At 44.2% G+C, this 24653-nt stretch carries 28 protein-coding genes; 10 read left to right on the top strand and 18 right to left on the bottom strand.

The genetic code is table 11. The annotated features are described in order from the left end of the window. Window positions 1-9 precede the first annotated feature (9 nt). From tolR to VPNCDNU1_RS29250, 13 genes are all read right to left on the bottom strand, one after another. Entirely contained in the window at window positions 10-450 is a 441-nt protein-coding gene (gene tolR, locus VPNCDNU1_RS05395; protein ID WP_104399402.1) for a protein TolR, read from the bottom strand. Continuing rightward, window positions 450-1136 (bottom strand): protein TolQ, encoded by a 687-nt coding sequence (gene tolQ, locus VPNCDNU1_RS05390; protein ID WP_104399401.1) that lies wholly within the window; start codon window positions 1134-1136, stop codon window positions 450-452. Before tolQ ends, tolR begins: the two co-directional genes overlap by 1 nt. Beyond that, window positions 1126-1563 carry a tol-pal system-associated acyl-CoA thioesterase gene (gene ybgC / locus VPNCDNU1_RS05385; RefSeq protein WP_104399400.1) on the bottom strand — a complete coding sequence of 146 codons (438 nt, stop codon included), beginning with the start codon at window positions 1561-1563 and terminating at the stop codon, window positions 1126-1128. The genes tolQ and ybgC overlap by 11 nt, the downstream gene beginning before the upstream one ends. A 135-nt stretch (window positions 1564-1698) precedes the next feature. After that, window positions 1699-2007: a cyd operon protein YbgE gene (gene ybgE / locus VPNCDNU1_RS05380; RefSeq protein WP_104399399.1), complete on the bottom strand. Its 309-nt coding sequence runs from the start codon at window positions 2005-2007 to the stop codon at window positions 1699-1701. Continuing rightward, window positions 1997-2107: a cytochrome bd-I oxidase subunit CydX gene (cydX, locus tag VPNCDNU1_RS05375; protein WP_004398540.1), complete on the bottom strand. Its 111-nt coding sequence runs from the start codon at window positions 2105-2107 to the stop codon at window positions 1997-1999. Before cydX ends, ybgE begins: the two co-directional genes overlap by 11 nt. 11 nt (window positions 2108-2118) lie before the next feature. Beyond that, window positions 2119-3255: a cytochrome d ubiquinol oxidase subunit II gene (gene cydB / locus VPNCDNU1_RS05370; protein ID WP_104399398.1), complete on the bottom strand. Its 1137-nt coding sequence runs from the start codon at window positions 3253-3255 to the stop codon at window positions 2119-2121. A 15-nt stretch (window positions 3256-3270) separates the two neighbouring features. Continuing rightward, complete coding sequence (gene cydA, locus VPNCDNU1_RS05365) at window positions 3271-4857, bottom strand: cytochrome ubiquinol oxidase subunit I (RefSeq protein WP_104399397.1); 1587 nt, start codon at window positions 4855-4857, stop codon at window positions 3271-3273. A gap of 503 nt (window positions 4858-5360) precedes the next feature. Further along, window positions 5361-6374, bottom strand: coding sequence for a Holliday junction branch migration DNA helicase RuvB (gene ruvB / locus VPNCDNU1_RS05360; protein WP_104399396.1), 1014 nt, complete (start codon window positions 6372-6374; stop codon window positions 5361-5363). A 21-nt stretch (window positions 6375-6395) separates the two neighbouring features. Beyond that, entirely contained in the window at window positions 6396-7013 is a 618-nt protein-coding gene (gene ruvA, locus VPNCDNU1_RS05355; protein ID WP_104399395.1) for a Holliday junction branch migration protein RuvA, read from the bottom strand. A gap of 85 nt (window positions 7014-7098) precedes the next feature. Then, window positions 7099-7620, bottom strand: coding sequence for a crossover junction endodeoxyribonuclease RuvC (ruvC, locus tag VPNCDNU1_RS05350; RefSeq protein WP_101112112.1), 522 nt, complete (start codon window positions 7618-7620; stop codon window positions 7099-7101). A 137-nt stretch (window positions 7621-7757) separates the two neighbouring features. Beyond that, window positions 7758-8501, bottom strand: coding sequence for a YebC/PmpR family DNA-binding transcriptional regulator (locus tag VPNCDNU1_RS05345; protein ID WP_104399394.1), 744 nt, complete (start codon window positions 8499-8501; stop codon window positions 7758-7760). Window positions 8502-8638: 137 nt separating this feature from the next. Further along, window positions 8639-10417 (bottom strand): aspartate--tRNA ligase, encoded by a 1779-nt coding sequence (gene aspS, locus VPNCDNU1_RS05340; RefSeq protein WP_104399393.1) that lies wholly within the window; start codon window positions 10415-10417, stop codon window positions 8639-8641. Between the two features lie 21 nt (window positions 10418-10438). Then, entirely contained in the window at window positions 10439-10570 is a 132-nt protein-coding gene (locus VPNCDNU1_RS29250; protein WP_263422447.1) for a hypothetical protein, read from the bottom strand. A 127-nt stretch (window positions 10571-10697) separates the two neighbouring features. Here VPNCDNU1_RS29250 and VPNCDNU1_RS05335 point away from each other — a divergent pair, with 127 nt between their 5' ends. The 6 genes from VPNCDNU1_RS05335 to VPNCDNU1_RS05310 all read left to right on the top strand — a co-directional run bounded on the left by VPNCDNU1_RS05335 (window position 10698) and on the right by VPNCDNU1_RS05310 (window position 16820). Continuing rightward, window positions 10698-11564: a DUF72 domain-containing protein gene (locus VPNCDNU1_RS05335; protein ID WP_104399392.1), complete on the top strand. Its 867-nt coding sequence runs from the start codon at window positions 10698-10700 to the stop codon at window positions 11562-11564. A 118-nt stretch (window positions 11565-11682) separates the two neighbouring features. Beyond that, a complete protein-coding gene (cmoA, locus tag VPNCDNU1_RS05330) occupies window positions 11683-12411 on the top strand; it encodes a carboxy-S-adenosyl-L-methionine synthase CmoA (RefSeq protein ID WP_104399391.1) in 729 nt (242 codons plus the stop codon). 46 nt (window positions 12412-12457) lie between these two features. Then, on the top strand, window positions 12458-13429 hold the full coding sequence (gene cmoB, locus VPNCDNU1_RS05325; protein ID WP_104399390.1) for a tRNA 5-methoxyuridine(34)/uridine 5-oxyacetic acid(34) synthase CmoB: 972 nt from the start codon (window positions 12458-12460) through the stop codon (window positions 13427-13429). A gap of 149 nt (window positions 13430-13578) precedes the next feature. After that, on the top strand, window positions 13579-14325 hold the full coding sequence (locus VPNCDNU1_RS05320; RefSeq protein ID WP_101112100.1) for an ATP-dependent zinc protease family protein: 747 nt from the start codon (window positions 13579-13581) through the stop codon (window positions 14323-14325). A gap of 19 nt (window positions 14326-14344) precedes the next feature. Continuing rightward, window positions 14345-15853 (top strand): inactive transglutaminase family protein, encoded by a 1509-nt coding sequence (locus VPNCDNU1_RS05315; protein WP_104399389.1) that lies wholly within the window; start codon window positions 14345-14347, stop codon window positions 15851-15853. A 4-nt stretch (window positions 15854-15857) separates the two neighbouring features. Further along, window positions 15858-16820 (top strand): alpha-L-glutamate ligase-like protein, encoded by a 963-nt coding sequence (locus VPNCDNU1_RS05310; RefSeq protein WP_104399388.1) that lies wholly within the window; start codon window positions 15858-15860, stop codon window positions 16818-16820. A gap of 141 nt (window positions 16821-16961) precedes the next feature. On the opposite strand, the gene VPNCDNU1_RS05305 is transcribed toward VPNCDNU1_RS05310, so the two are convergent. Then, on the bottom strand, window positions 16962-17540 hold the full coding sequence (locus VPNCDNU1_RS05305; protein ID WP_104399387.1) for a thymidine kinase: 579 nt from the start codon (window positions 17538-17540) through the stop codon (window positions 16962-16964). 64 nt (window positions 17541-17604) lie between these two features. After that, window positions 17605-18993 carry a cysteine--tRNA ligase gene (gene cysS / locus VPNCDNU1_RS05300; RefSeq protein ID WP_104399386.1) on the bottom strand — a complete coding sequence of 463 codons (1389 nt, stop codon included), beginning with the start codon at window positions 18991-18993 and terminating at the stop codon, window positions 17605-17607. A 220-nt stretch (window positions 18994-19213) separates the two neighbouring features. On the opposite strand from cysS, the gene VPNCDNU1_RS05295 reads away from it, so the two are divergent. The 4 genes from VPNCDNU1_RS05295 (at window position 19214) to VPNCDNU1_RS05280 (ending at window position 22438) form a co-directional block, all read left to right on the top strand. Further along, entirely contained in the window at window positions 19214-19708 is a 495-nt protein-coding gene (locus VPNCDNU1_RS05295) for a peptidylprolyl isomerase (protein WP_104399385.1), read from the top strand. A 38-nt stretch (window positions 19709-19746) separates the two neighbouring features. Beyond that, window positions 19747-20481 carry a UDP-2,3-diacylglucosamine diphosphatase gene (gene lpxH / locus VPNCDNU1_RS05290; protein ID WP_104399384.1) on the top strand — a complete coding sequence of 245 codons (735 nt, stop codon included), beginning with the start codon at window positions 19747-19749 and terminating at the stop codon, window positions 20479-20481. 107 nt (window positions 20482-20588) lie between these two features. Then, the gene (locus VPNCDNU1_RS05285) at window positions 20589-21800 is read left to right on the top strand and encodes an EAL and HDOD domain-containing protein (RefSeq protein ID WP_104399383.1); all 1212 of its coding nucleotides are present in this window, start codon (window positions 20589-20591) and stop codon (window positions 21798-21800) included. A gap of 131 nt (window positions 21801-21931) precedes the next feature. Beyond that, entirely contained in the window at window positions 21932-22438 is a 507-nt protein-coding gene (locus VPNCDNU1_RS05280) for a YchJ family protein (RefSeq protein ID WP_104399382.1), read from the top strand. A gap of 80 nt (window positions 22439-22518) precedes the next feature. On the opposite strand, the gene hisIE is transcribed toward VPNCDNU1_RS05280, so the two are convergent. From hisIE to hisA, 3 genes are read right to left on the bottom strand one after another with little or no spacing between them, the layout of a single operon-like run. Continuing rightward, window positions 22519-23154 (bottom strand): bifunctional phosphoribosyl-AMP cyclohydrolase/phosphoribosyl-ATP diphosphatase HisIE, encoded by a 636-nt coding sequence (gene hisIE, locus VPNCDNU1_RS05275; RefSeq protein WP_104399381.1) that lies wholly within the window; start codon window positions 23152-23154, stop codon window positions 22519-22521. Beyond that, entirely contained in the window at window positions 23151-23924 is a 774-nt protein-coding gene (gene hisF, locus VPNCDNU1_RS05270) for an imidazole glycerol phosphate synthase subunit HisF (protein ID WP_104399380.1), read from the bottom strand. The genes hisIE and hisF overlap by 4 nt, the downstream gene beginning before the upstream one ends. Continuing rightward, window positions 23906-24643: a 1-(5-phosphoribosyl)-5-[(5-phosphoribosylamino)methylideneamino]imidazole-4-carboxamide isomerase gene (gene hisA, locus VPNCDNU1_RS05265; RefSeq protein ID WP_104399379.1), complete on the bottom strand. Its 738-nt coding sequence runs from the start codon at window positions 24641-24643 to the stop codon at window positions 23906-23908. The genes hisF and hisA overlap by 19 nt, the downstream gene beginning before the upstream one ends. Window positions 24644-24653 lie beyond the last annotated feature (10 nt).

Genomic DNA, 24653 nt, shown 5'->3' with positions numbered 1-24653 from the left:
GATGCGTCCCTATTTTAAATCCGTCAGCAAACCCACTTTAGGGATGCCTGCCCGGCTTAACTCGTCCAATACCAATACGACTTCAGCATATGGGGTGGCGGCGTCGCCTCCCACTGCAACTGGAGAATCTGGCGCAAGAGATATTTCAGCTTTCACTCGAACAATTATGTCTTCCAAACTAAGACCGCGAATTACGTCTTCATCGTTCACGCTGAGCCCTAATTGCCCATCTTTGTCTATTTCTACGATGATAAAACTTGCTTCGCTATCGCCTGCTAAGTCAGAAGCTGGTTGTGCTGTTGATGTTTTTGGCAACTCCACCTCTACGCCTTGCGTAACAAATGGCGACGTCACCATAAAGATAATTAAAAGTACCAGCATAACGTCGATATAAGGTACGACGTTAATCTCTGCCGTCAGCTTTCTTTTCTTACGCTGGTAACCTGCCATTACTGTTCCTTACCAGCGATAGCCTGACGGTGCAAAATACTGTGGAATTCTTCCGAGAATGTTGCGTAGGTGTGCTCTAGTTTAGACACCTGATTGCTAAAACGGTTATACGCCATAACAGCTGGGATAGCCGCAAATAGACCCATTGCTGTTGCGATCAATGCCTCTGCAATACCAGGGGCCACCATAGCAAGTGTCGCTTGTTTGACTTCGCCAAGCGCTATAAAGGCATGCATGATGCCCCAAACCGTACCAAATAACCCAATGTAAGGAGTAATTGAGCCTACGGTTGCTAAAAATGGCAAGCTGTGTTCTAGCTCGTCCACTTCACGAGCAACAGCAACTCGCATCGTTCTACCTGTTCCTTCCATCACGAATTCAGGAGAGGTGCCTGGGGAGCGGCGTAACTTCGCGAACTCGGTAAAGCCCAAATAGAAAATTTGTTGGGTTCCACCAATGTTATCTTTTCGCGCTTTCACTTCTTGGTAGAGTTGAGAAAGATCGATGCCAGACCAAAATTTATCTTCAAAGCGATCTGCCTCTTTTAATGCTTCTTTTAGGATCTTGCTGCGCTTAATAATCATCGCCCAAGAAATCACTGACATACCGAGTAAAGTCAGCATAACGAGCTTTACGAGTAAACTTGCTTGTAAGAAAAGGTCTAAAATTGAAATATCAGCTGTCACTGTCTATTAACTCCGCAGTCATTGAGCTTGGGATTGCCTGAGGCTTCATTGTTTTTGTGTTAACGAATGCTACCTTAACTTTTGCTCGACACAATGTCTTGCCGTCAGGATTAACTAACTCCTGACAAAATACCAAGGAAGCACGCCTTAATTCAGAAATTGATGTTCTTACTGTCAATTGGTCGTCCAATCTTGCGCCTTGCAGAAAATCCATTTCAACATGACGAATAACAAAGCCGAAGTTTTCAGTAAGAAGTCTTTGTTGACAGACTCCGAGCGATCTCAGAAGTTCCGTTCTAGCTCTTTCAAAGTAGTTAAGATAATTGGAATGATATACCAAACCACCCGCATCAGTGTCTTCGTAGTAAACCCGAATAGACCACTCAAAGATGCGCGTAAATTCCCCTTTCACCAAGACACCAATCACAAAATATATAAAACGTAACTATACCTCATGTTGTGACTTCGTCAGGAAAAATAAAGGAATTTTTTGTGGTTAACACCAAAAAAACGAGAGCAGTTGTCTGATAACTGCTCTGAGAGGCGAATGTTTAAGCACGAGCTATACAACAAAGCGCACTAGAGTGAAGTAAGTGAGGGCTGCGATTGATAAATAGGGGCTAAAGTAAATCTGCCAAACCCAATGCCTTGGTTTAAACCCTATTCCGTAGACCATACTAGAGCATACACTGTAGATAAACAGTGGTCCTAAAAACGCACTAAAGCCACCAATCGCTTCTGCATATTGGTTCGGCTCCCACATAAAGAGCCCCACATTGCCAAACGCCAACAATAAGGAAAGAGCCCGTAAAAGGGCTCTGTCCATAGGTTTGTGGAGCTCAGCGACTTTGCCTGCTAAGTTATTCTTCACTGTCCTTATCCATCATTTCTGTGTGCTCTAGCCAAAGAGCATTGATGATACCAAACGCGCACGCCAGCAATACACCCAAGATCCATGCAAAATACCACATAGTAATGCCCCTTAGTAAAGTGAGTTTTTGTTTTCTTCAATGAACTTCGAATCAAGACGACCAAACATTTTGTAGTACGTCCATGATGTGTAGCCCAGAATAATCGGCACCATAACAAAAGCGACGCCAGTCATCAGATTCAGTGTCAGCTCACTTGAAGTGGAATCCCACATCGTCAGACTGTGGTTTGGTACTTCATTAGAAGGCATAACAAATGGGAACATAGCAAAACCTGCGGTAAGAATGACGCCCGCATTGGTTAGGCTTGATGTTAAGAATGCAAGACCACCTTTTTCAAAGCGAGATGCAATGATCGCTAGCAATGGCATGACCACACCAATAACAGGTGCTGCCCACATCAATGGGTACTTCTCAAAGTTAAGCATCCATGCCCCTTCTTTAACTTCCACCACTTTGTTCAATGGATTAGATTGAGCCGCAATATCCAGCCCACTAACAACAACGTAGCCATCCATGTTTTGTACCCAGAAACCAGCACCAACAAATGTAACAATGACTAACGCACCAGAAATTTGAGCAACAAAGCGAGCTCTGCCATGCACTGCGTCAGTGGTTTTCATCTGAAGCCATGTTGCACCCTGCATCACAATCATCGATAAGCTAACCACACCGCAAAGCAAAGCAAATGGGTTCAATAGACCGAAGAACGAACCGTGATACGTTGGCATCAAGAATTCACTCAGCTTGAATGGTACGCCCTGAAGCAAGTTACCAAATGCGACACCAAAGATTAGAGGAGGCACGAAGCCACTGATTGAAATGGCAATATCCCAAGACTTTCGCCATTTTGGATCTTCAATTTTTGATCGGTAATCCAAGCCAACTGGGCGCAACCATAGGGCGGCCAACGTCACAACCATCGCTAGGTAGAACCCAGAGAATGAGGTGGCGTATACCAAGGGCCAAGCGGCAAACAAGGCACCGCCAGCGGTGATCAACCAAACTTGGTTGCCATCCCAATGTGGTGCAATTGAGTTAATCATGACACGACGTTCTGTGTCGTTTTTGCCGATGACAGGAACCAGCGCACCCACGCCCATATCGAATCCATCGGTAATTGCGAAGCCAATAAAGAGGACACCAATCAGCACCCACCAAATGAATCGCAAGATTTCGTAATCAAACATCTTTAATCTCCTTGCTTAAGCTTCTACTTGGCGACCGACTTTGTCTTCGATCGAGTCTGCATTCTGTTCAAAGTGGTAACGACCTGTCTTCAGGCTACTAGGGCCTTTACGAGCAAACTTCACCATCAAGTAAACTTCAGCAATCAAGAAAACCGTGTACAGAGCAAGAATCACAAACAATGATGTCCAGATTTCTGCTGCCGTCAGGGCCGATGCAGCGACATGTACAGGTAATATCTCACCTACCGCCCATGGCTGACGACCATACTCAGCAACAAACCACCCTGCTTCAATCGCAATCCACGGGAGTGGAATACTGAACAACGCAGCTTTAAGAATCCAAGGTTTCTGTTCAATTCTTTGGCGACAAGTTTGAACAAACGCTGCACCAAATACGAATAGCATGATAAAGCCACACGCGACCATGATTCGGAACGACCAGAACAATGGCCACACAGTAGGAATAGAATCATCGGCTGCTGCTTGAATTTGGCTTTCAGTCGCATCAGTCACGTTTTCGGTGTATCGCTTCAGAAGTAAGCCATAACCCAAATCGCCCTTCACTTCATCGAACGCCGCCAAATTAGATTCTGACCGCTCGCCTGCACGAAGCTTTTCAAGAAGCTCATACGCATACATACCGCTGCGGATACGATCAACGTGATCATCACGCAATTCGCGTAAACCTGTCACTTGCTCGTCAAAAGAGCGAGTGGCGATAATACCCATTACGTAAGGAATCTTAATGGCATAGTCTGTTTCCATGGTTTCCTGATTTGGCAAACCAAACACAGTAAAGGCCGCAGGCGCAGGCTCTGTGTGCCACTCGGCTTCAACGGCAGCCAGCTTTACTTTCTGAACTTCGCCCAACTCGTAGCCAGACTCATCTCCAAGAACAATCGTAGATAAGATTGCAGCCATACCGAATGAAGCCGAAATGGCAAACGAGCGGCGAGCAAAGGCGACATCGCGCCCTTTCAATAGATAGTAAGCACTGATACCAAGTACAAACATCGCGCCACAGGTATAGCCTGAAGCCACTGTATGCACGAACTTAACTTGAGCAACTGGATTTAAAACAACCTCAGAAAAGCTCACCATTTCCATACGCATGGTTTCAAAATTGAACTCAGCACCAACTGGGTTTTGCATCCAGCCATTGGCGACAAGAATCCAAAGAGCGGAGAAATTTGAACCTAATGCGACTAGCCAAGTCACCACCAAGTGTTGTCGCTTAGATAGCCTGTCCCAACCAAAGAAGAAAAGACCGACAAAAGTGGACTCTAAAAAGAAAGCGACGAGAGCTTCAATGGCAAGTGGCGCACCAAATATGTCACCAACGTAGTGGGAGTAATAGGACCAGTTAGTACCAAACTGGAATTCCATTGTTAGGCCGGTTGCGACACCGAGAGCAAAGTTAATACCAAAAAGCTTACCCCAGAACTTAGTCATGTCCTTGTAGATTTGCTTGTCGGTCATTACATAGAGGGACTCCATAATGGCAAGCAAGAAAGCCATGCCTAAAGTCAGTGGAACGAATAGGAAGTGATACATCGCAGTGAGTGCAAATTGCAACCGCGACAGATCAACTACGTCAATCATGGAAACTCCTTTCGTGTCGGCTGGGAGACACCGATACACATTGCAGCGTATATTGGGTTACTCGGTTGAAACAATAAATAACAAGCAACGTAAAATGTTGCGAAATAGCTGCTTATTGTTGCAATCCTGTACCCAAATGGTTAGTTTAATGTTAAGTATCAGCTAATATAGCTTGGGCTAATATTAACGATAAAATCAGTATATTTCAAAAGATTTATGGCATAGATCTGCTTTGATTTAGGTCAAAAATCAAAGGCTAATAGCGATTAAAAAACAACCAAATTGATCTATATCAATCAAGGTAGGATTTCTTCAGTAAGTTATGTTGATATAGATCACATTAACAATATTTGGAGGGAAATTACGTGCTAGATTCTTATTCCAAAATGTTCTGAAAGAAACTGCAAAAAATTTGTGGCACGTCGGAAAAGTTAGTTTTTTAGAGGAAGGAGTTGACGCAAGTGCCAACTTTTAAAAGTGGCACTGTGCGTAATTTAATGTTGTCATTTTGTTGGATTATCGAGCCCAAAGTGTAAATATGCTCGACTTGTTGCGATTCTGCCTCTGGGGGTTCTTTGCAAATAACCTTGTTGTATTAAATACGGCTCGATTACGTCTTCTATCGTGTCTTTTTCTTCACCAATTGCCGCTGCTAAGTTATCTAAACCTACAGGTCCACCCGTGAATTTTTCCATGATAGCAAGCAGTAACTTACGGTCCATGTAATCAAAGCCTTGGCTGTCCACATCGAGCATGTTCAATGCTTTATCAGCAATGTCACTGCATATGTGTCCATCGCCTTTTACTTCAGCATAATCGCGCACACGCCTTAGTAGGCGGTTTGCAATACGCGGCGTACCACGAGCGCGTCTAGCCACTTCCAAAGCCCCTTCTGGCTCCATAGAAAGGTTTAAGCAATTTGCACTGCGCTGCACAATGTTTTTCAAATCTTTTACGTTGTAGTACTCCAGCCTTTGAACAATACCAAAGCGATCACGTAGAGGCGAAGTGAGTGAGCCCGCTCGCGTAGTTGCACCTATCAAGGTGAAAGGGGGTAAATCAATTTTTATGGAGCGAGCCGCCGGTCCCTCTCCAATCATGATATCGAGCTGGTAGTCTTCCATGGCTGGGTACAGTACCTCTTCAACGACTGGGCTCAACCGATGAATTTCATCGATAAAGAGCACGTCATTTTCTTCGAGATTTGTCAGAAGTGCAGCGAGATCGCCCGCCTTTTCTAATACTGGACCAGATGTGGTGCGAATATTCACCTCCATTTCGTTGGCGACAATATTCGCAAGTGTGGTTTTACCTAACCCTGGAGGACCAAATATCAATAGATGATCAAGGGCTTCGTTTCTCAGTTGCGCAGCTTTAATAAAGATTTCCATTTGGTTACGAACATGGTCCTGACCTTGGTAATCTTCAAGTTTTTTAGGGCGTATCGCCCTATCAATCACATCTTCTTCTTTGAAGGTAGGGTTTTCCGGCGCAATTAGGCGGTCTGCTTCGATCATAAATATCTACTATTTTGAAAGTTATACCATCGATTTTAAAGCTTCACGGATAAGCTCTTCACTGCTCATTCCTGACTTGGCAATCTGCGAAACGACTTTAGAAGCCATTTGTGGTTTATATCCTAAGGCAAGCAACGCACTGATCGCTTCTTCTTCTGCATTTTGTTCACTATTTTGTGGCGCAGAATCTATAGGTGCGGCATCGGTAGCAGGTGTAAACAGGTCACCGGCTCCCCACCCTTTGAGCCTATCCTTCATTTCAACAACAAGGCGCTCTGCGGTTTTTTTACCGACTCCTGGTAACTTAACCAAAGTGGAAATATCTTCACGCTCCACACATGAAACAAATTGGCTTGCTGTCATGCCTGACAAGATCCCTAAACCAAGTTTAGGTCCAACACCGTTGGCTTTGATTACTTCACGGAATAAAGCACGCTCTTTCACTGTATTAAACCCGTAAAGCAGTTGAGCGTCTTCTCGCACCACAAAATGAGTGTAGATGATGGCTTCTTCACCCACATTAGGAAGCTCATAAAAACAGCTCATTGGCATTTGTATTTCATACCCTACACCAGAAACTTCAATCAATAGTTCTGGTGGCTGCTTCTCTATCAAAATACCGCGAAGGCGTCCGATCACAATCTTGTCCTATGGAATAAAATTCAGTGAAAATGATAATAATGGATTACTGGATGGATAGCCAGTTCAATCAATTTTGGGAGGGTTACCGATATCGCCCTTTTTTGGCACTTGTGGCTTTACCCGCAAGCGCTACAAGCGTTTTATTCGTATTGGCATGGCATATCGCCACACCTAACGCATCAGCAGCGTCCGCTTGAGGTTTTGCGGGTAGTTTAAGCATACTCGTGACCATGTGCTGAACTTGAGATTTGTCCGCACCACCTGTTCCCACAACCGCCTGCTTAATAAGACGTGCCGCATATTCATAAACGGGTAAATCGGCATTCACTGCTGCCACAATTGCACTTCCACGTGCTTGCCCAAGCTTCAGCGCTGAATCGGCGTTTTTCGCCATAAATACTTGTTCAATAGCAAATACGTCAGGTTGAAATTGAGTAATAATTTCGGTTACGCCTGCGTAGATCTGTTTCAATCGACTCGGCAAATCGTCATGCGAGGTGCGAATACAGCCGCTCCCCAAATAGTGAAGGTGCCTACCCTGCTGACGGATCACTCCGTAGCCAGTAATGCGAGATCCTGGATCAATACCAAGAATTATCGACATAAAAGTTTCCCATATAAAAAGGACTGCCACGATGTACGTTTTCAAATACAAACGTCTTCTCTTTTGCTAATACGTTTAAATCCGCATTATGAACGCCTGCATACCTTTCCTTTACGTAAATCGCGCCTTTGCGAAGATTAGAGCGAGGCTGCAACCTCATCCGAAATATCACCGTTATGATAGACCTCTTGGACATCATCTAAATCTTCAAGCGCATCAATCAAGCGTAGAAGTTTCGGTGCGGTATCGGCATCGAGATCAGCTTTGGTTGATGGAATTAGCGACACTTCGGCGTTTGCAGCCTCGAATCCTGCCGCATCCAAGGTGTCTTTTACATCACCAAAATCCGCTGGGTCTGTATACACGTCGATTGCGCCATCAGCCCCCGTTTCAATGTCGTCGGCACCACCTTCTAACGCGGCTTCCATCACTTCGTCTTCATCCAGACCTGGCGCGTACGAGATAACGCCCTTCTTATCAAAAAGATAGTTCACGCTTCCGTCGGTGCCTAAGTTACCACCCGCTTTAGAAAAAGCATGTCGTACGCCCGAAACAGTTCGATTTCGGTTATCTGTCATGCATTCGACCATAACGGCCGTTCCACCAGGGCCATAACCTTCGTAGATGACGGTCTCCATATTATCGTCACCTTCACCACCAGCACCTCGGCTAACAGCACGGTTAACTGTGTCTCGCGTCATGTTGTTCGATAGAGCTTTATCAATAGCCGCACGAAGCCTTGGATTGTTTTCAGGCTCACCACCGCCTTCTTTTGCTGATACTACGATTTCTCGGATCAACTTAGTAAAGATTTTTCCTCGTTTGGCATCTTGCGCCGCTTTACGGTGACGAATGTTCGCCCATTTACTGTGACCAGCCATAATTCACCTTTTATGTTAGTGGAATACTCAGACGCTGCATTTATGTGCCACATAAGATTCATCTAAGTGTTCTGGATATATCTTCATTAAAACAAAAACTCCCGCAAGTGCGGGAGTTTTCATTCATTTATTTGCGCTTACTCGGCGTCTTTTTCTTTCGCTACCGTTACCGCAATCGCCAGCTCATCCAACGAAGCAGGGTTCGCTAAACTCGGTGCATCCGTTAGGAGACACGCTGCTGCCGTCGTTTTAGGGAATGCAATCACGTCACGGATATTTTCCGTTCCACATAACAACATAACCAAGCGGTCCAAACCAAATGCCAAGCCTGCATGTGGAGGTGTACCGAATTTGAGTGCATCCAGCAAGAAACCAAACTTCAAGCGTTGCTCGTCTGCATCGATACCCAAAATATCAAATACGGTCGATTGCATTTCTGCATTATGAATACGAACAGAGCCACCGCCCACTTCGTAGCCATTAATAACCATATCGTATGCATTTGAGTTTGCCGCAGCAGGGTTTGCTTTCAATTCTTGTGCTGTCACACCCAGTGGAGAAGTGAACGGGTGGTGCATGGCATGCAGGTTACCTTCGTCATCTTCTTCAAACATTGGGAAGTCGACAACCCACAGTGGTGCCCAAGCAGATTCATTGGTTAATTCTAAGTCTTTACCCAACTTCAAACGAAGTGCGCCCATCGCTTCCGCAACCGTGTTCGCTTTGTCTGCGCCAAATAGGATGATGTCGCCCGTTTCTGCGCCAGTACGCTCTAGAATACCACTGATGACTTCTTCACTTAGGAACTTAGCCACTGGGGACTGAATGCCTTCCATACCAGCGGCGCGATCGTTCACTTTCATCCACGCTAAACCTTTCGCGCCGTAGATACCAACGAACTCACCGTAACCGTCGATTTGCTTACGAGTTAGCTTAGCACCACCAGGAACACGAATTACGGCAACACGACCTTTTTCATCGTTCGCAGGGCCTGAGAATACTTTGAATTCTACATCTTTAACTAAGTCCGCCACGTCAACCAATTCTAGTGGGTTACGTAAATCAGGCTTATCAGAACCGAAACGACGAATCGCTTCACTAAACGGCATAATTGGGAACTCACCCAAATCTACGTTCAGTAGCTCTTGCCACATATCGCGAACCATTTTTTCAGTCGTTGCACGAACTTCATCCGCACTCATGAACGATGTTTCGATATCTATTTGGGTAAATTCAGGCTGACGATCCGCTCGCAAGTCTTCATCACGGAAGCACTTAACGATTTGGTAGTAGCGATCAAAACCCGACATCATCAGAAGCTGCTTAAACAGCTGAGGTGACTGAGGTAAAGCGTAGAAGCTGCCTTTGTGTACACGGCTAGGAACAAGGTAGTCACGAGCGCCTTCAGGTGTTGCTTTTGTCAGCACTGGCGTTTCAATGTCTAGGAAACCATTGTCATCTAGGAAGCGACGAACAAAGCTAGAAGCTTTTGCACGCAATTTGATGCGATCGCTCATTTCAGGACGACGTAGATCCAAGTAACGGAACTTCAAACGCTGCTCTTCAGAGTTATTCTGGTTGAAGTCCAATGGAAGCACGTCGCTGCGGTTGATGATTTCCAGGCCTTTCGCCAGAATCTCAACTTCGCCTGTCGCCATGTCTTTGTTAATTTGGCTGTCTGGACGAGCGCGAACTTCACCCGTCAATTTGATGCAAAATTCATTACGCAACTGGTTAGCTACTTCGTAAGCATCTGCCATATCCGGGTCTACGACTACCTGAACTACACCTTCACGATCTCGCATATCAATGAAGATAAGACCGCCTAAATCACGGCGACGGTTTACCCAGCCGCACAGTTCTACAGTTTGTCCTGCAAGGGACTTGTTCAGGTGACCACAATAATGGGTACGCATAATGAATTTCCCAATCTCTAATTAGTTATCAATTTCTAAGCTGCCGATGCTTGATATTATCGACAGTGCAAAGTGCCATTTATACGCTGAAAGTCGGCTAAAATCGACCTCATCGAATACAATTTGTTGCGATTTATCGAGTCTTGATGCCATTTTGCCAATCAATTGACCAAATAAGCACCAAAACTAAGAATATGGAGCAGGATTATATCTTGAATTTGCCCTTCGCTTCAAAAATCTCGTAAGGTAATGGCTATCACCAATATATAGATAACGGAATATGCAGATCTTACCTCTTCGGCTAGGTCTGACCATGTGGTCTCACAATGCATGGCAGGCGGGGTTTTATGGCAGCGGGACTCAGAATTCGGAAAGGCTGGAGAAATACGCTCGGGTGTTTCATACAGTAGAAGGCAACACAACCTTTTACGCTACGCCTTCCGATTCTACAGTTCAAAATTGGAAAGCCGCTACCCATGATGACTTTCGATTTACCTTTAAGCTCCCTAAAAGCATCACTCATGAACATAAGCTTCACGGGTGTGAAGCGCTGCTAAAAGAATTCATGAGCGTGATGGAACCGATACATCACCGAGTCGGTATGTGGACGATTCAGCTTTCTGCGCAGTTCAGCCCTCGTGATTTACCAGCTCTTAAAACCTTTTGCCGCCTATTCCCTAAGGACTTCCCTCTTGGTGTTGAAGTCAGGCATTTAGAGTTTTTCAATAAAGGGAAAGAAGAACAGGCGTTGAATCGCTGGCTTTATGAGGAAGGAATAGACCGTATCATTATGGATAGCCGACCTGTACATTCCGCGGCACCAGTCTCTGATGCCGTTATTGACGCCCACAAAAAGAAACCCAAGGTGCCGGCTCATGCGGTCTCTACTGCCTCAAATCCAATGATTCGCTTTATCGGTCATCCAGAGTTAGACGCTAACCTTCCTTTCTTTCATCCTTGGCTAGCTAAGATTCCAAGTTGGATTGCTGAAGGGAAACAGCCGTATTTAATGATCCATACGCCAGACAATATTGACGCACCAGAATTTGCTCGCGCGCTATACGGAATATTACAAAAACAAACAGATTTACCTGAACTTGCGGCTTCCCCTGCTTTCGCTGATAACAAACAAATCAGTATGTTTTGACGTCCGTCCATCAAGCGAGAAAACCCTTGGTGACAGAAAGGCAAATATTTCTTAGAATACGCCCCTTTTTTAAGATCTGAGTTCAGGTCACGTTTTAGTCTACGATTACGAGTTTGCTATGAGCCATAAAGACACCATCTTTTCTACTCCTATTGAAAAGATTGGAGATTTTACTTTCGATGCGAATGTTGCTGAAGTTTTCCCTGATATGATCCAACGATCCGTTCCTGGTTACAGCAACATCATCTCTGCTATTGGCATGCTCGCTGAACGTTTTGTCACACCTAATTCCAATATTTATGATTTAGGCTGCTCTTTAGGCGCTGCAACGCTCTCTATGCGACGCCACATAAAACAAGACGGTTGCAAAATTATCGCTGTCGATAACTCGCAAGCCATGGTGGAGCGGTGCAAATTACATGTTAACGCCTACCGCTCTGAAACGCCGGTTGAAGTCATTGAAGCAGACATACGTAACATTGAAATCAACAACGCTTCTGTTGTCGTATTGAATTTTACACTTCAGTTTTTATCCCCAGAAGATCGCTTAATTTTACTTGAAAAGATACACGCAGGGTTAAGACCTAGCGGTATCCTAATTTTGTCTGAGAAGTATGTATTTGAAAGCGAATCAGCGAATGAACTCTTGATTGATTTGCACCACGACTTTAAGCGCGCTAATGGCTACAGTGAACTAGAAATAAGCCAAAAACGCAGTGCCATTGAAAATGTCATGCGCCCAGATTCCATACAAGCACATAAAGAGCGATTCGAAAAAATTGGATTTTCAAGTTATGAAGTGTGGTTCCAATGCTTCAACTTCGGCTCTATGTTCGCAGTTAAATAGCGAACGCTCTTTACCCTTTTATATTGAAAATTTTAACGACGATACCATGTTCAATTTTGCTAATTTTTACCAACTTATTGCTCAAGACACTCGCCTTCAACCTTGGTTGAACATCCTGCCTCAGCAGCTTACAGACTGGCAAAAAGCAGAGCACGGCGATTTCGAGCGCTGGCTTAAAGCGCTGAATAAGATTCAGGAAGGCAAACCAGACAATGTCGACTTAAAAGATTCGGTAACATTATCCAATAATGCTCCCTTAGCTTCCGGAGAGTTAAAAAAACTAGAAAATCTGCTAAAGACTTTTCACCCATGGCGTAAAGGGCCTTACAACCTCCATGACATTCACATCGATACAGAGTGGCGAAGTGATTGGAAATGGGATCGCGTACTTCCACATATCTCCCTTTTAAAAGATCGCTCGGTTTTAGATGTGGGCTGTGGTAATGGCTACCACATGTGGCGTATGTTGGGCGAAGGGGCAAGACTGTGTGTGGGCATTGACCCCTCGCATCTATTTTTAGTGCAGTTTGAAGCCGTCAGAAAACTGATGGGTGGTGACCAACGTGCCCACTTGTTACCGCTTGGTATTGAGCAACTGCCTGAGTTGCAAGCATTTGACACAGTATTCAGTATGGGAGTTTTGTACCACCGTCGCTCTCCTCTAGATCACATCATCCAACTGAAAAACCAATTGGTCTCTGGTGGCGAGCTCATTTTGGAAACCTTGGTTATTGAAGGTGATGAAAACGCGGTATTGGTACCCGTTGATCGCTATGCTCAAATGCGTAATGTGTACTTTTTCCCATCAGCTAAAGCACTGAAAGTTTGGTTGGAAAAATGTGGATTTGAAGATGTTCATATCGTTGATGAAAATGTCACATCAACGGGTGAACAACGCACAACAGGCTGGATGACACACAACTCCTTACCTGATTATCTCGACCCCGCCGATCCAAGCAAAACCGTAGAAGGCTACCCTGCACCAAGGCGCGCCGTTCTGGTTGCAAAGAACCCTTAACTTTCAAAATTTTGTGGTTTGGGGTAAAGATCTCAAAAAAGCTCAGTAAGCTCTGACAACAGATTAACATTAGGATGCTTCACGCATCCTTTTTTATAATATACACTTTGTCTCACTTCCCGCTTTTAACCCGCAAAAATAGGTCAATAATGCTTAAGAAGGTTGCCGCCTTAGCTGTTATTACAGCGCTTTCCGGATGTTCGCTGATCGATGGCGATAAATACAGTCAGTCTACACAAGCTGCCATCCAACAATCTGAAACAAACCTGACCAATCAGCTTCACTCTTATTCTGCTCAAATTGACAAACAAAATGATCAAATTAATTACTTGAGTATAGAGCTGTCCAATTTAAACAACGAAGTGGCTAAACTAAGACAAGATCAAGCTGCTCAGTTCAAAAAGCTCAAAGCTAAAAAAACGACTAGCGAACCGCCAAAGCAGGCGAAACCTGTTATCGAACCTTCTCAAACCATTGTTCTCGGTGGCATTGAGAAAGTTAAAGTCGACACGATTAAACAGCAGTTTGATGCGCGTGTTGATACTGGAGCTGCTACATCTTCCATCAATGCCGTCGACATTCAAGAGTTCGAACGTAATGGTAAAACATGGATTAAGTTCCATATCAGCGATGATAAAACGGCAAAAGAAGATCAGCTTTGGATTGAATCCCCTGTCATCCGCTATGCCAAAATTCGACAATCCACCAGCGAAGAAACAGAACGTAGACCCGTGGTAGAACTTTGGGTGCAAGTTGGGAAAATACATGAAAAAGCACAATTCACATTGGCTGACCGTTCTCAAATGAGCCATCCAATACTGTTAGGTCGTGAATTTATTCAAGACATCGCGCTGGTTGATGTCAGCAAATCTTATCTGCAATCTGAAACCAAATAATCGTTAAGGAACGAGTACCATGACGTCTAAAGTGCCCTTTTACCTTGCGGTCGCCTTTCTTATAGTTGCAGGGATTGCACTCAGTATTCTTCGTCATACTGATTATGGCGTACCTTGGACGCCAGGCGAAACAAGGCAAGTATGGGATGTAGAAGCCCGTGTCGAATTCACTGCAAACGGTGAATCTGTAAAAGCATCTCTTGCCGCACCAGGAACGCAAAGCGGTTTTACCTTGATCAACGAAAGCACGTCGTCTCCAGGCTATGGTGTTGCTTATGTGAATACTGACACGGGTCGTAGAGCGGAATGGAGCATTCGAAACGCAACAGGACCGCAAGTTATATACTACAAAGCGCAATTTCTGGTTGATGAACAAGCAAAAGTAGCGGTGGTTCCTCCAGCAGATAAAGCCATTGAAAAACCCATTTTTGATGGTCCACAAGATGCAGCCGCCCAGTCTCTACTTCAGCAAGCAACAAATCGCAGCGCCGATAACGCAACATTAACTCGTGAGTTGATCAAACAGCTTAATGACAGTGATAACCAAAACGCAGCTTTGTTGCTAAATGCAAAAGACGCAGTAAGCACTACTTCAAAATTACTTAGCTACGCTGATATTCCCAATAAAGTTGTCGGTGTCATCCAACTTGAAGATGGACGCCGCCGCCAAAACATCATTCCGATGATTGAGGTTTGGGATGGCGAAAGCTGGGAGCTTTTCGATATCAATACCGGTGTTCAAGGAAAGCAAAGCCACTGGCTTGTGTGGGACGATTCCAATATCTCGCTCCTTGACCTGATTGGCGGTAAGAACAGCCAAGTACTGTTCTCGATGATTGCTCAAGAGGTCACACCGCAGCAAGCAACAAGTAAAAAAGTAGAAGCTGACAGCTTGCTGAATTTCTCTATTCACAGTTTACCTATTGCCGAGCAATCGATGTTTAAAACCATCATGCTCATTCCTATTGGGGCGTTGATTGTTGTGTTCCTGCGGGTCATTGTGGGTTTGAAAACGTCTGGAACATTTATGCCTGTACTCATCGCAGTCGCATTTGTACAGACTCAACTCCTAACGGGTATCGTCGGTTTCTTGTTGATTGTTGGTACAGGTTTGGTAATACGTGGGTATCTATCGAAACTAAACCTTCTGTTGGTCGCACGAATCTCCGCTGTCATTATCACGGTTATTTTAATCATTTCTATCTTTACCATTGTCTCTTTCAATATCGGTTTGAATGAAGGGCTGACCATTACCTTCTTCCCGATGATTATTCTTTCTTGGACGATCGAAAGAATGTCGATTCTTTGGGAAGAAGAAGGTGGTAAAGAGGTATTTATCCAAGGTGGAGGTTCTCTCCTCACTGCAGTATTGGTTTACCTAGCGATGACCAACCCATTTGTTCAGCACCTGACGTTCAACTTTATTGGGCTTCAGCTCATTGTTCTTGCTCTGATTTTGTTACTCGGTACCTACACAGGTTACCGCTTAACCGAACTTAGACGCTTTAAGCCACTAGCAGAGGACTAAAGCCATGTGGAGTAAGTTCACCTCCCCCTTCAAGCTGAAAAGCAAAGGGATTATGGGCATGAATCAACGAAATCATAGCTACATTGGGCGATATAACGATCGCTCAAAGTACCCATTAGTTGATGATAAACTGAAAACGAAAATCATCGCTGAACGTGCTGGAGCAACGGTACCCAAGTTGATTGGTGTTATTAGCCACCAAGCAGAAGTAAAGACGATTCACAATATGGTGAAAGACTGGCCAGGGTTTGTGATTAAGCCAGCCCAAGGCAGTGGTGGCAAAGGCATATTGGTTGTCACTTCCCACAAAGATGGGGAGTACATTAAGCCATCGGGTTCAACCATCAATAAAGAAGACGTAGAACGCCACGTAAGTAACGCACTCGCGGGTTTGTTTTCTCTTGGCGGCAAGAATGATGTCGCGGTCGTGGAAAACCTAATTAAATTTGACGATTGCTTTGAAGGTTTCAGTTACGAAGGAGTGCCCGATGTTCGTATTATTGTGTTCAAAGGCTACCCTGTGATGGCAATGATGCGATTATCGACATCCGATTCAGACGGAAAAGCCAACTTGCACCAAGGTGCAGTAGGTGTAGGCATCGATATTGCCACAGGCAAAGCAATTCGAGCGGTGCAGTTTGATCAGCCTATTAAAGCTCACCCAGATACAGGAAAAGATCTCTCTACGCTGCAAGTCCCTCATTGGGAACGCTTGCTGGTGTTGGCATCCAGTGCTTGGGAAATGACAGGGCTGGGTTACATGGGCACCGATATGGTGCTGGACAGAGAAGAAGGCCCTATGGTTTTAGAGCTGAACGCAAGACCGGGCTTGGCAATACAGATTGCCAATGGCTGTGGCTTGCTACCAAGGCTTAGGCATATAGAAAGCCTTGGTGAACCAGCGGAATACCCTAAGCCAGCTGAAAGGGTCGCTTATGCCGCTAAGACATTTGGTTCGCAGAGCTAAAAGTTAGCCTTTTACATAGTAAACATTGTAGATAGTTAACCTGGTAAATGGTTAACCTGCATTGGAACAACTAACTGGCGCTATCCCATAATGTAAAAGAGCACCTTCCTGGTGCTCTTTTTGTCTGTGTTTGTTGTGCTCTTATTTGCCTAACGCTTCTTTATAGTGCTTTCTGCAAACCGAGACATATCGATCGTTTCCACCAATAGCCACTTGATCGCCTTCGGCGATGGCGTTGCCTTGCTCGTCCGTTCGAATAACCATGTTGGCTTTTCTTCCACAATGACAAATAGTTTTTAGCTCTACCAGTTTATCTGCCCATGAAAGTAAATAGCGGCTTCCTTCGAAAAGCTCACCAAGAAAGTCTGTTCGCAAACCGTAACATAAAACGGGTATACCTAACTTATCGACAACTTCTGTCAGCTGATACACCTGATCACGTGAAAGAAACTGACACTCATCAATCAAAATACAGTGGCGTTTTTCTTCTGTATTGCGTTTTGAGATTTCTGCGTAGAGATCGGTTTTCTCATTAAACAACTGAGCTTCCGACTGCAGACCAATTCTGGAACTGACCTTACCCATACCGTAACGATCATCGAGTGCCGCAGTGTAAATCAAAGGATTCATACCACGCTCTTGATAGTTAAATGAAGATTGAAGAAGAGTTGTCGATTTACCCGCGTTCATCGCCGAGTAATAGAAATACATTTGAGCCACAGAATGTTTCCAAGAATCTAAATCAGAAAAAGGGCTGAAATCTCAGCCCTTTATAAAATCGTTATTACTTACGACGCCAGATTGTCCCTTCAGGGCCATCTTCAAGTACGATGCCCATTTCAGTCAGCTTGTCACGCGCCATATCCGCGTTCGCCCAATCTTTCGCAGCACGAGAGTCGTTACGCAATTTGATCAGTGCTTCAATTTCAGCAACTTCATCATCATTACCCGCCGCTGCACCACCTTGTAGGAACGCTTCAGGTTCTTGGTGAAGAATACCAATCACATCTGCCAATTCGCGCAGCAATGCACCTAGCGCTGAAGCTTTTTCTAGATCTTCACCTTTAAGGCGGTTGACTTCACGTGCCATATCAAACAGCACTGAATAGGCTTCAGGTGTATTGAAATCGTCGTTCATAGACTCTGTAAAGCGAGTCACATACTCTTCACCACCTGCTGGAGACGCGGTTAAATCCAAGCCACGAAGAGAAGTGTATAAACGCTCTAGCGAAGCACGAGCTTGATTTAGGTTTTCTTCGCTGTAGTTGAGTTGGCTGCGATAATGACCAGACATCAAGAAGTAGCGAACCGTTTCCGCATCGTAATGCGTCAAAACATCGCGAATCGTGAAGAAGTTGCCTAGTGACTTAGACATTTTCTCGCGGTCTACCATCACCATACCACTGTGCATCCAAGTATTGACGTACTGAGTATCGTGAGCACAGCATGACTGCGCAATTTCATTTTCATGGTGTGGGAATTGCAAATCTGAGCCACCACCATGAATATCAAAATGGTCGCCTAGAATAGAAGAGTTCATCGCAGAACATTCGATGTGCCAGCCCGGACGACCCGGCCCCCAAGGTGATTCCCAAGTTGGTTCACCCGGCTTGGACATTTTCCACAGTACGAAATCGAGTGGGCTGCGTTTTGCTAACTCAACGTCAACTCGAGCACCTGCTTGAAGTTGGTCCAAATCCTGACGAGAAAGCTTCCCGTATTCATCGTATTTCTTCACTTCAAACATCACATCACCGTTGTCGGCAACGTAAGCGAAACCACGTTCAATTAAGGTTTCAACTAAAGCAATGATTTCTTGAATAAACTGTGTCGCCCTTGGCTCTACATCTGGGCGTTTCATATTCAATGCATCGAAATCGGCGTGCATATCACCGATTAAGCGCTCAGTTAACGCATCACATGTCTCGCCATTCTCTGCTGCTCGCTTGATGATTTTGTCATCAATGTCGGTGATGTTTCGAACAAACGTCAAATCATAGCCAAGATAGCGAAGGTAACGTGAAACAACATCAAAAGAAACGAACGTACGACCATGCCCGATATGACAAAGATCATAGATAGTTACTCCACAAACGTACATGCCAACTTTGCCAGCATGAATGGGTTTGAATTCCTCTTTTTGTCGTGTGAGTGAGTTGAATATCTTTAACATGATCTCTATTTATCAATTGGTGGGTTTTAGGACGCATGAGTATAACAAGACAGCTGAAGTTAAGTAATAGCTCAGTTTCAGAAATCGTCTCTGAAAATGTTATTTCGTTCCAATCGAACAACTTTTACTCATGGTGCACTCCTGAGGGTATCGCTTGTGTAAATTTGAAGTTACGCTAGAATTCTGTATCCATTCCCATTAATTTTTAAAGGAAGTAATCATGATCACCCTTCACACAAACTTTGGTGACATCAAGATCCAACTAAATGATGAAAAAGCACCAGAAACAAGTGCTAACTTTTTACAGTACTGCCGTGATGGTTTTTATGACAACACTCTTTTCCACCGTGTAATTGATGGATTCATGGTCCAAGGCGGTGGCATGACTTCTGGTCTGCGTGAGAAAGATTCTCGTGCTCCAATCAAAAACGAAGCGAACAATGGTTTGAGCAACAAAGTGGGTACACTTGCTATGGCTCGTACTATGGAACCGCATTCGGCAAGCTCTCAGTTCTTCATCAACGTGAACGACAATACATTCCTTGATTTTAAATCTGAAAGCCTAGATGGTTGGGGTTACTGTGTATTTGCTGAAGTTGTCGAAGGTATGGACGTAGTAAACAAAATTAAAGATGTTGCTACAGGTTCAATGGGAATGCATCAAGATGTTCCTCTTGAAGAAGTGCTTATCACTGGCACAACTATCGAAGAATAATCAATCAAGGGAGCTTTTCGCTCCCTTTTCTAAGGCTTATGACCACTCTTTTTATTTCTGATCTACATTTATCTCCTGCCCATCCTGAAATCACAGAAGGTTTCTTTCACTTCCTTGAACATCACGCAACAAAAGCTGAAAAGCTTTATGTATTAGGTGACCTGTTCGATTTTTGGATAGGTGATGATGATAATTCTCCGTTTAGTCGCTCAATTATAAATGCTTTCAAGTCACTCACTGATTCTGGCGTGCGCTGTTATTTCATTCATGGAAATCGCGACTTTCTGATCAGCGACCGTTTCAGTAAAGAGAGCGGTGTTGAGCTTTTGCCGGAAGAAACAAAAATAGACCTTTACGGCACTCCCACCCTCCTTCTTCATGGTGATACATTGTGCCTTGATGATATTAAATATCAGGAATTTAGGAAAAAAGTACACCAACAATGGCTACAAAAATTGTTTTTGTGTGTTCCCCTTTTTCTGCGAAAAAAAATTGTCAAAAATGTTCAAAATAAAACCCGAACCGACAAGAAAGAAAAAGCTCTGGATATCATGGATGTCACTAAATCTGAAGTAGAACGTGTCATGAATTCGCATAACGTTCTGTTGATGATTCATGGCCACACTCATAGACCAAATGAGCACAATGTTAAGCTCACAAGTTCCCATGGGAAAAGGGTTGTATTAGGAGACTGGTACAAGGAAGGCTACGCGTTAGCCTACGATGAATCTGGAGTGAAACGAATTACCTTCCCACTTAACCCGATAAAATAGCCGTCTAACGTAACACTGTGTAACAGGCTATTGAGCTAAATATAGATAATTTTTTCCGTCTGATTATTATACAGCGCCATTCCAATAATTAGACGTGAGTAATACCATTGAAGTACTCTTATGTTGCACGACAACCCATATTTGACCTCGATCTCCAAACTATGGGCTATGAGTTATTATTTCGTGATGGTCCTAAAAACACGTTTCCAGATATCGAACCGGAACTCGCAACCAAGCGATTATTTAGCGATCAGTTCTTGAGCCCAAATCAAAATAACCTAGGCTCCAAAAAAGGGTTTGTTAATTTCCCTTATGAAAGCTTGATCAACCAAATTCCGGCTCTCTTTCCACGTAGCTCTATCATTATTGAAGTATTGGAAGACTGTGAACCGACGGACGAGCTTTATAAAGCGCTAAAAGACTTATACTTACTTGGCTATAAGATAGCTTTAGATGATTTTATTCCAAGCCCTGAATGGAAGCGCTTTCTACCATTAATTTGTATTATTAAATTTGATATTCGCACTGTTCCAATCAATAAAGCGGCCTACTTCATTTCAAAACTTAAGAACTCAAAAATTCAATTTTTAGCAGAAAAAGTAGAGACTTATGACGAATTCCTGCATGCTAAAGACGTAGGGTTTACGTTATTCCAAGGTTACTTTTTTGCAAAGCCTGAAATGATACAACATCGCGCTATTGAACCTTCACTGTTAACTGTTGTTCAGTTGTGTAAAGAAATCTCTAGCGACCAAATCAACTACGACGAAATTGAACGCTTAGTCGCAACGGATGTCTCTCTCTCGTACAAGCTTTTACGGTATGTAAACTCCTCTTCTAGTGTCTCGAATGAGATTAAATCTTTTAAACAAGCACTGGTTTATTTAGGTGAAGACAAACTGAGAAAATTCATCTCTTTGGTTGCCGTTTCAAATACCAATGAAGGGAAGCCCAACACGCTCTATACCTTATCGATAACGAGAGCAAGATTCTGCGAATTGGTGGCATCCCACTATCAAGGTGACGTGGATAAAAGCCTCGCATTTTTAACCGGTATGCTGTCTTTGCTTGATTCTTTATTGGATCAATCTATGGAAGAAATACTCCGCTCTATACCAGTTGATCAAAAAGTTAAAGATGCCCTATTAAACCAAAGTGGTGTATTGGGTGATATTTACTCACTAATTAAGGCGTTTGAACACGCAGATTGGGAAATGGCAATAGACAAACGAGCCGCCCTTAACTTGAGTGAAGGCTGTGTTGCCGATTGTTACCGAGAGGCGATTAGTTGGTCGCAAGAATTAATGGATGTGGATTAAGGTTTTTTGCCTCTCATTACTCTCTACCTTTCACTTTTAAAGCGTGGTAGCCTCCTAGCTAAAATAAATATCAGGCTAAATTGAAGATTCACTTCGATTTGGCTTACTACGCTCTATCTGGTAGAAATGCTATGTCTAATTGCCCATGTGGAAACCCTCAATCTTATCAAGATTGCTGTGAAATCGTGCACTTAAATCATGCCGCTGCAACTCAGCCCGAAATGTTAATGCGTGCTCGCTACACTGCACACGTTAAAGGGTTAGTGGATTTCGTTGTTGATACTTATCATCCATCACAAAATGCCGATGAACAAAGAGAAGGGATTGCTAATTCAGTAGAAAGTGACTGGTGCAAGCTGGAAGTGATTAACACCGAAAGCGGAAGCCATACTGATGAGGGTTACGTCGAATTTAAAGCTTACTTCAATGAAGATAACCAACAATACTGTTTAGGTGAACGCTCTCGATTCCTGCGTGAAAATGGCATGTGGTATTACGTCGACGGGACTTTTCCAGAAGAGGAAACTCAGCAATCTGAAGATCCTAGACTGACTCAGCCCATTAAAAACCTTAAAGTTGGACGAAACGACCCATGTGTTTGTGGTAGTGGCAAGAAATTTAAGAAATGCTGTGGCTAACTGATGCTACGCAAAAGGTGAAAATAAGAAGAGAAAGAAGCCTCTGACCTAGAGGCTTCTAAAAACGACAGATTAGAATGCTATTTATGACGCTCTTTCAGTTTGTTGATAACGTCGTTCATCGATAGACCTTGGTCTTGCAATAGCACCAACAGGTGGTATATCAGATCCGCAGACTCACAGACTAACTCCGCCTTGTCGCCCGACGTCGCCGCAAGCGCAACTTCAACCCCTTCTTCGCCCACTTTTTGCGAAATACGCTTGGTGCCACGGGCGTATAAGCTGGCAGTATAGGAAGAATCTGGATCGGCGTTCTTGCGGGCAGCCAATAGCTGCTCAAGCTGATGAAGCCACACCATTTGTGACTCTTCTTGAGGATCACCATCCCAACACGTCGTTGTGCCTTTATGGCAGGTAGGACCAACAGGATCGACCTTTACAAGTAACGTATCGTTATCGCAATCTAATGAGATATTTTTTAATGCTAGGACGTTACCCGACGTTTCACCTTTGGTCCACAATCGTTCTTTCGTTCTTGAGAAAAAGGTGACCTGACCCGTTTCACCTGTTTTCGCTAGCGCATCTTGATTCATGTAACCCATCATTAAGACTTGGCTAGACTGAAAGTCTTGCACTATGGCTGGAACCAAGCCATCCACTTTGTCCCAATTGATGCGCTCAGACAGTGCATTTACTTCAGCTGATTCAAAACTCATAATCGCACCTCTACGCCTTCTTTCTTCAAATACTTTTTCAGTTCACCAATATTGATGACTTGTTTGTGAAATACCGATGCTGCAAGTGCTCCATCAACATTTGTCGCTTGATATGCTTCAGCAAAATGCTCCATAGCACCTGCACCACCAGATGCAATCAATGGGACTTTGCAAACCTCTCGAACCATATTCAATTGCTCGATGTCGTAACCATTTCTCACGCCATCTTGGTTCATCATGTTCAAAACGATTTCACCAGCACCGCGTTTTTGCACTTCTTGAACCCAATCTCGGGTTTCCCACTGCGTCGCTTTTGTGCGTGCTTCATCACCTGTGAATTGATAAACCTGATATTTACCTGTTTCTTTGTCAAAGTAGGAATCAATACCAACGACAATACACTGAACACCAAACTTATCGGCAAGCTCAGTGATGAGGGAAGGGTTTGCTAAAGCAGGAGAGTTAATGGACACTTTATCTGCGCCAAACTCTAAGATTCGAGCTGCGTCTTCTGCTGATTTGATACCACCAGCCACACAAAAGGGAATATCGATAACTTCTGCTACGCGCGCAACCCAACTTTTATCGACCACGCGACCATCACTCGATGCCGTAATATCATAAAACACCAACTCGTCCGCACCCTCTTGAGCGTATCTCTGAGCCAGAGGAACGATATCGCCAATGATCTCGTGATTGCGGAACTGAACCCCTTTTACCACCTGACCATCTCGAACATCAAGGCACGGAATTATTCGCTTTGCCAGCATGCAAATGCCTCCTCTGCTGTAAATTTACCGTCTAATAAAGCACGCCCAACAATCACACCAGCGACTCCACTGCCTTTTAAGGCTTCAACATCTGCTAGTGACCCGATACCACCGGACGATTGAAACTGAACTTGCGGGTATTGTTTACATAGGTCCACATAAAGCTCTACATTCGAGCCAGCCAATGTCCCATCACGAGAAATATCAGTACAAAGCACATGCGTTAAACCGACAGTTAAATAATCATCGATAAGCGCTTCAATAGTGACGCCGGAATCTTCTTGCCAACCGGAAATAGCGACTTTGCGCACGCCGTTTTCGTCAATATTAATATCGAGTGCTAGAACGATTTTCTCTGCACCATATTTCTCCATCCAACCTTTTACCAGTTCAGGTTGTTTTACGGCAGTAGAACCAACCACCACACGCTGGGCTCCGGCTTCCAGTAAGTCGACCACATCTTGTTCGCTTCTTACTCCACCGCCTATTTGAATATTTGCTGGGGTACTTGCCAGCAGCTTGGCGATCAAATCAAGCTGGCGTGCCGTTGTATCTTTTGCGCCAGTCAGGTCGACCAAATGCAGCCAATTCGCGCCGGCTTGATGGTATAAATTAAATTGCTCAGCTGGGTCTACTTTGTATTCGGTTACTTGACCGTAATCCCCTTGATACAGGCGAACTACTTGACCATCAATTAAATCGAGAGCTGGAATAATCACTTATAATTCC

It is taken from the genome of Vibrio penaeicida, assembly GCF_002933855.1.
Taxonomy (GTDB): domain Bacteria; phylum Pseudomonadota; class Gammaproteobacteria; order Enterobacterales; family Vibrionaceae; genus Vibrio; species Vibrio penaeicida_A.
The sequence above is the reverse complement of the archived record's forward strand: the minus strand, read 5'-3'. Positions and strand labels throughout refer to the sequence as shown.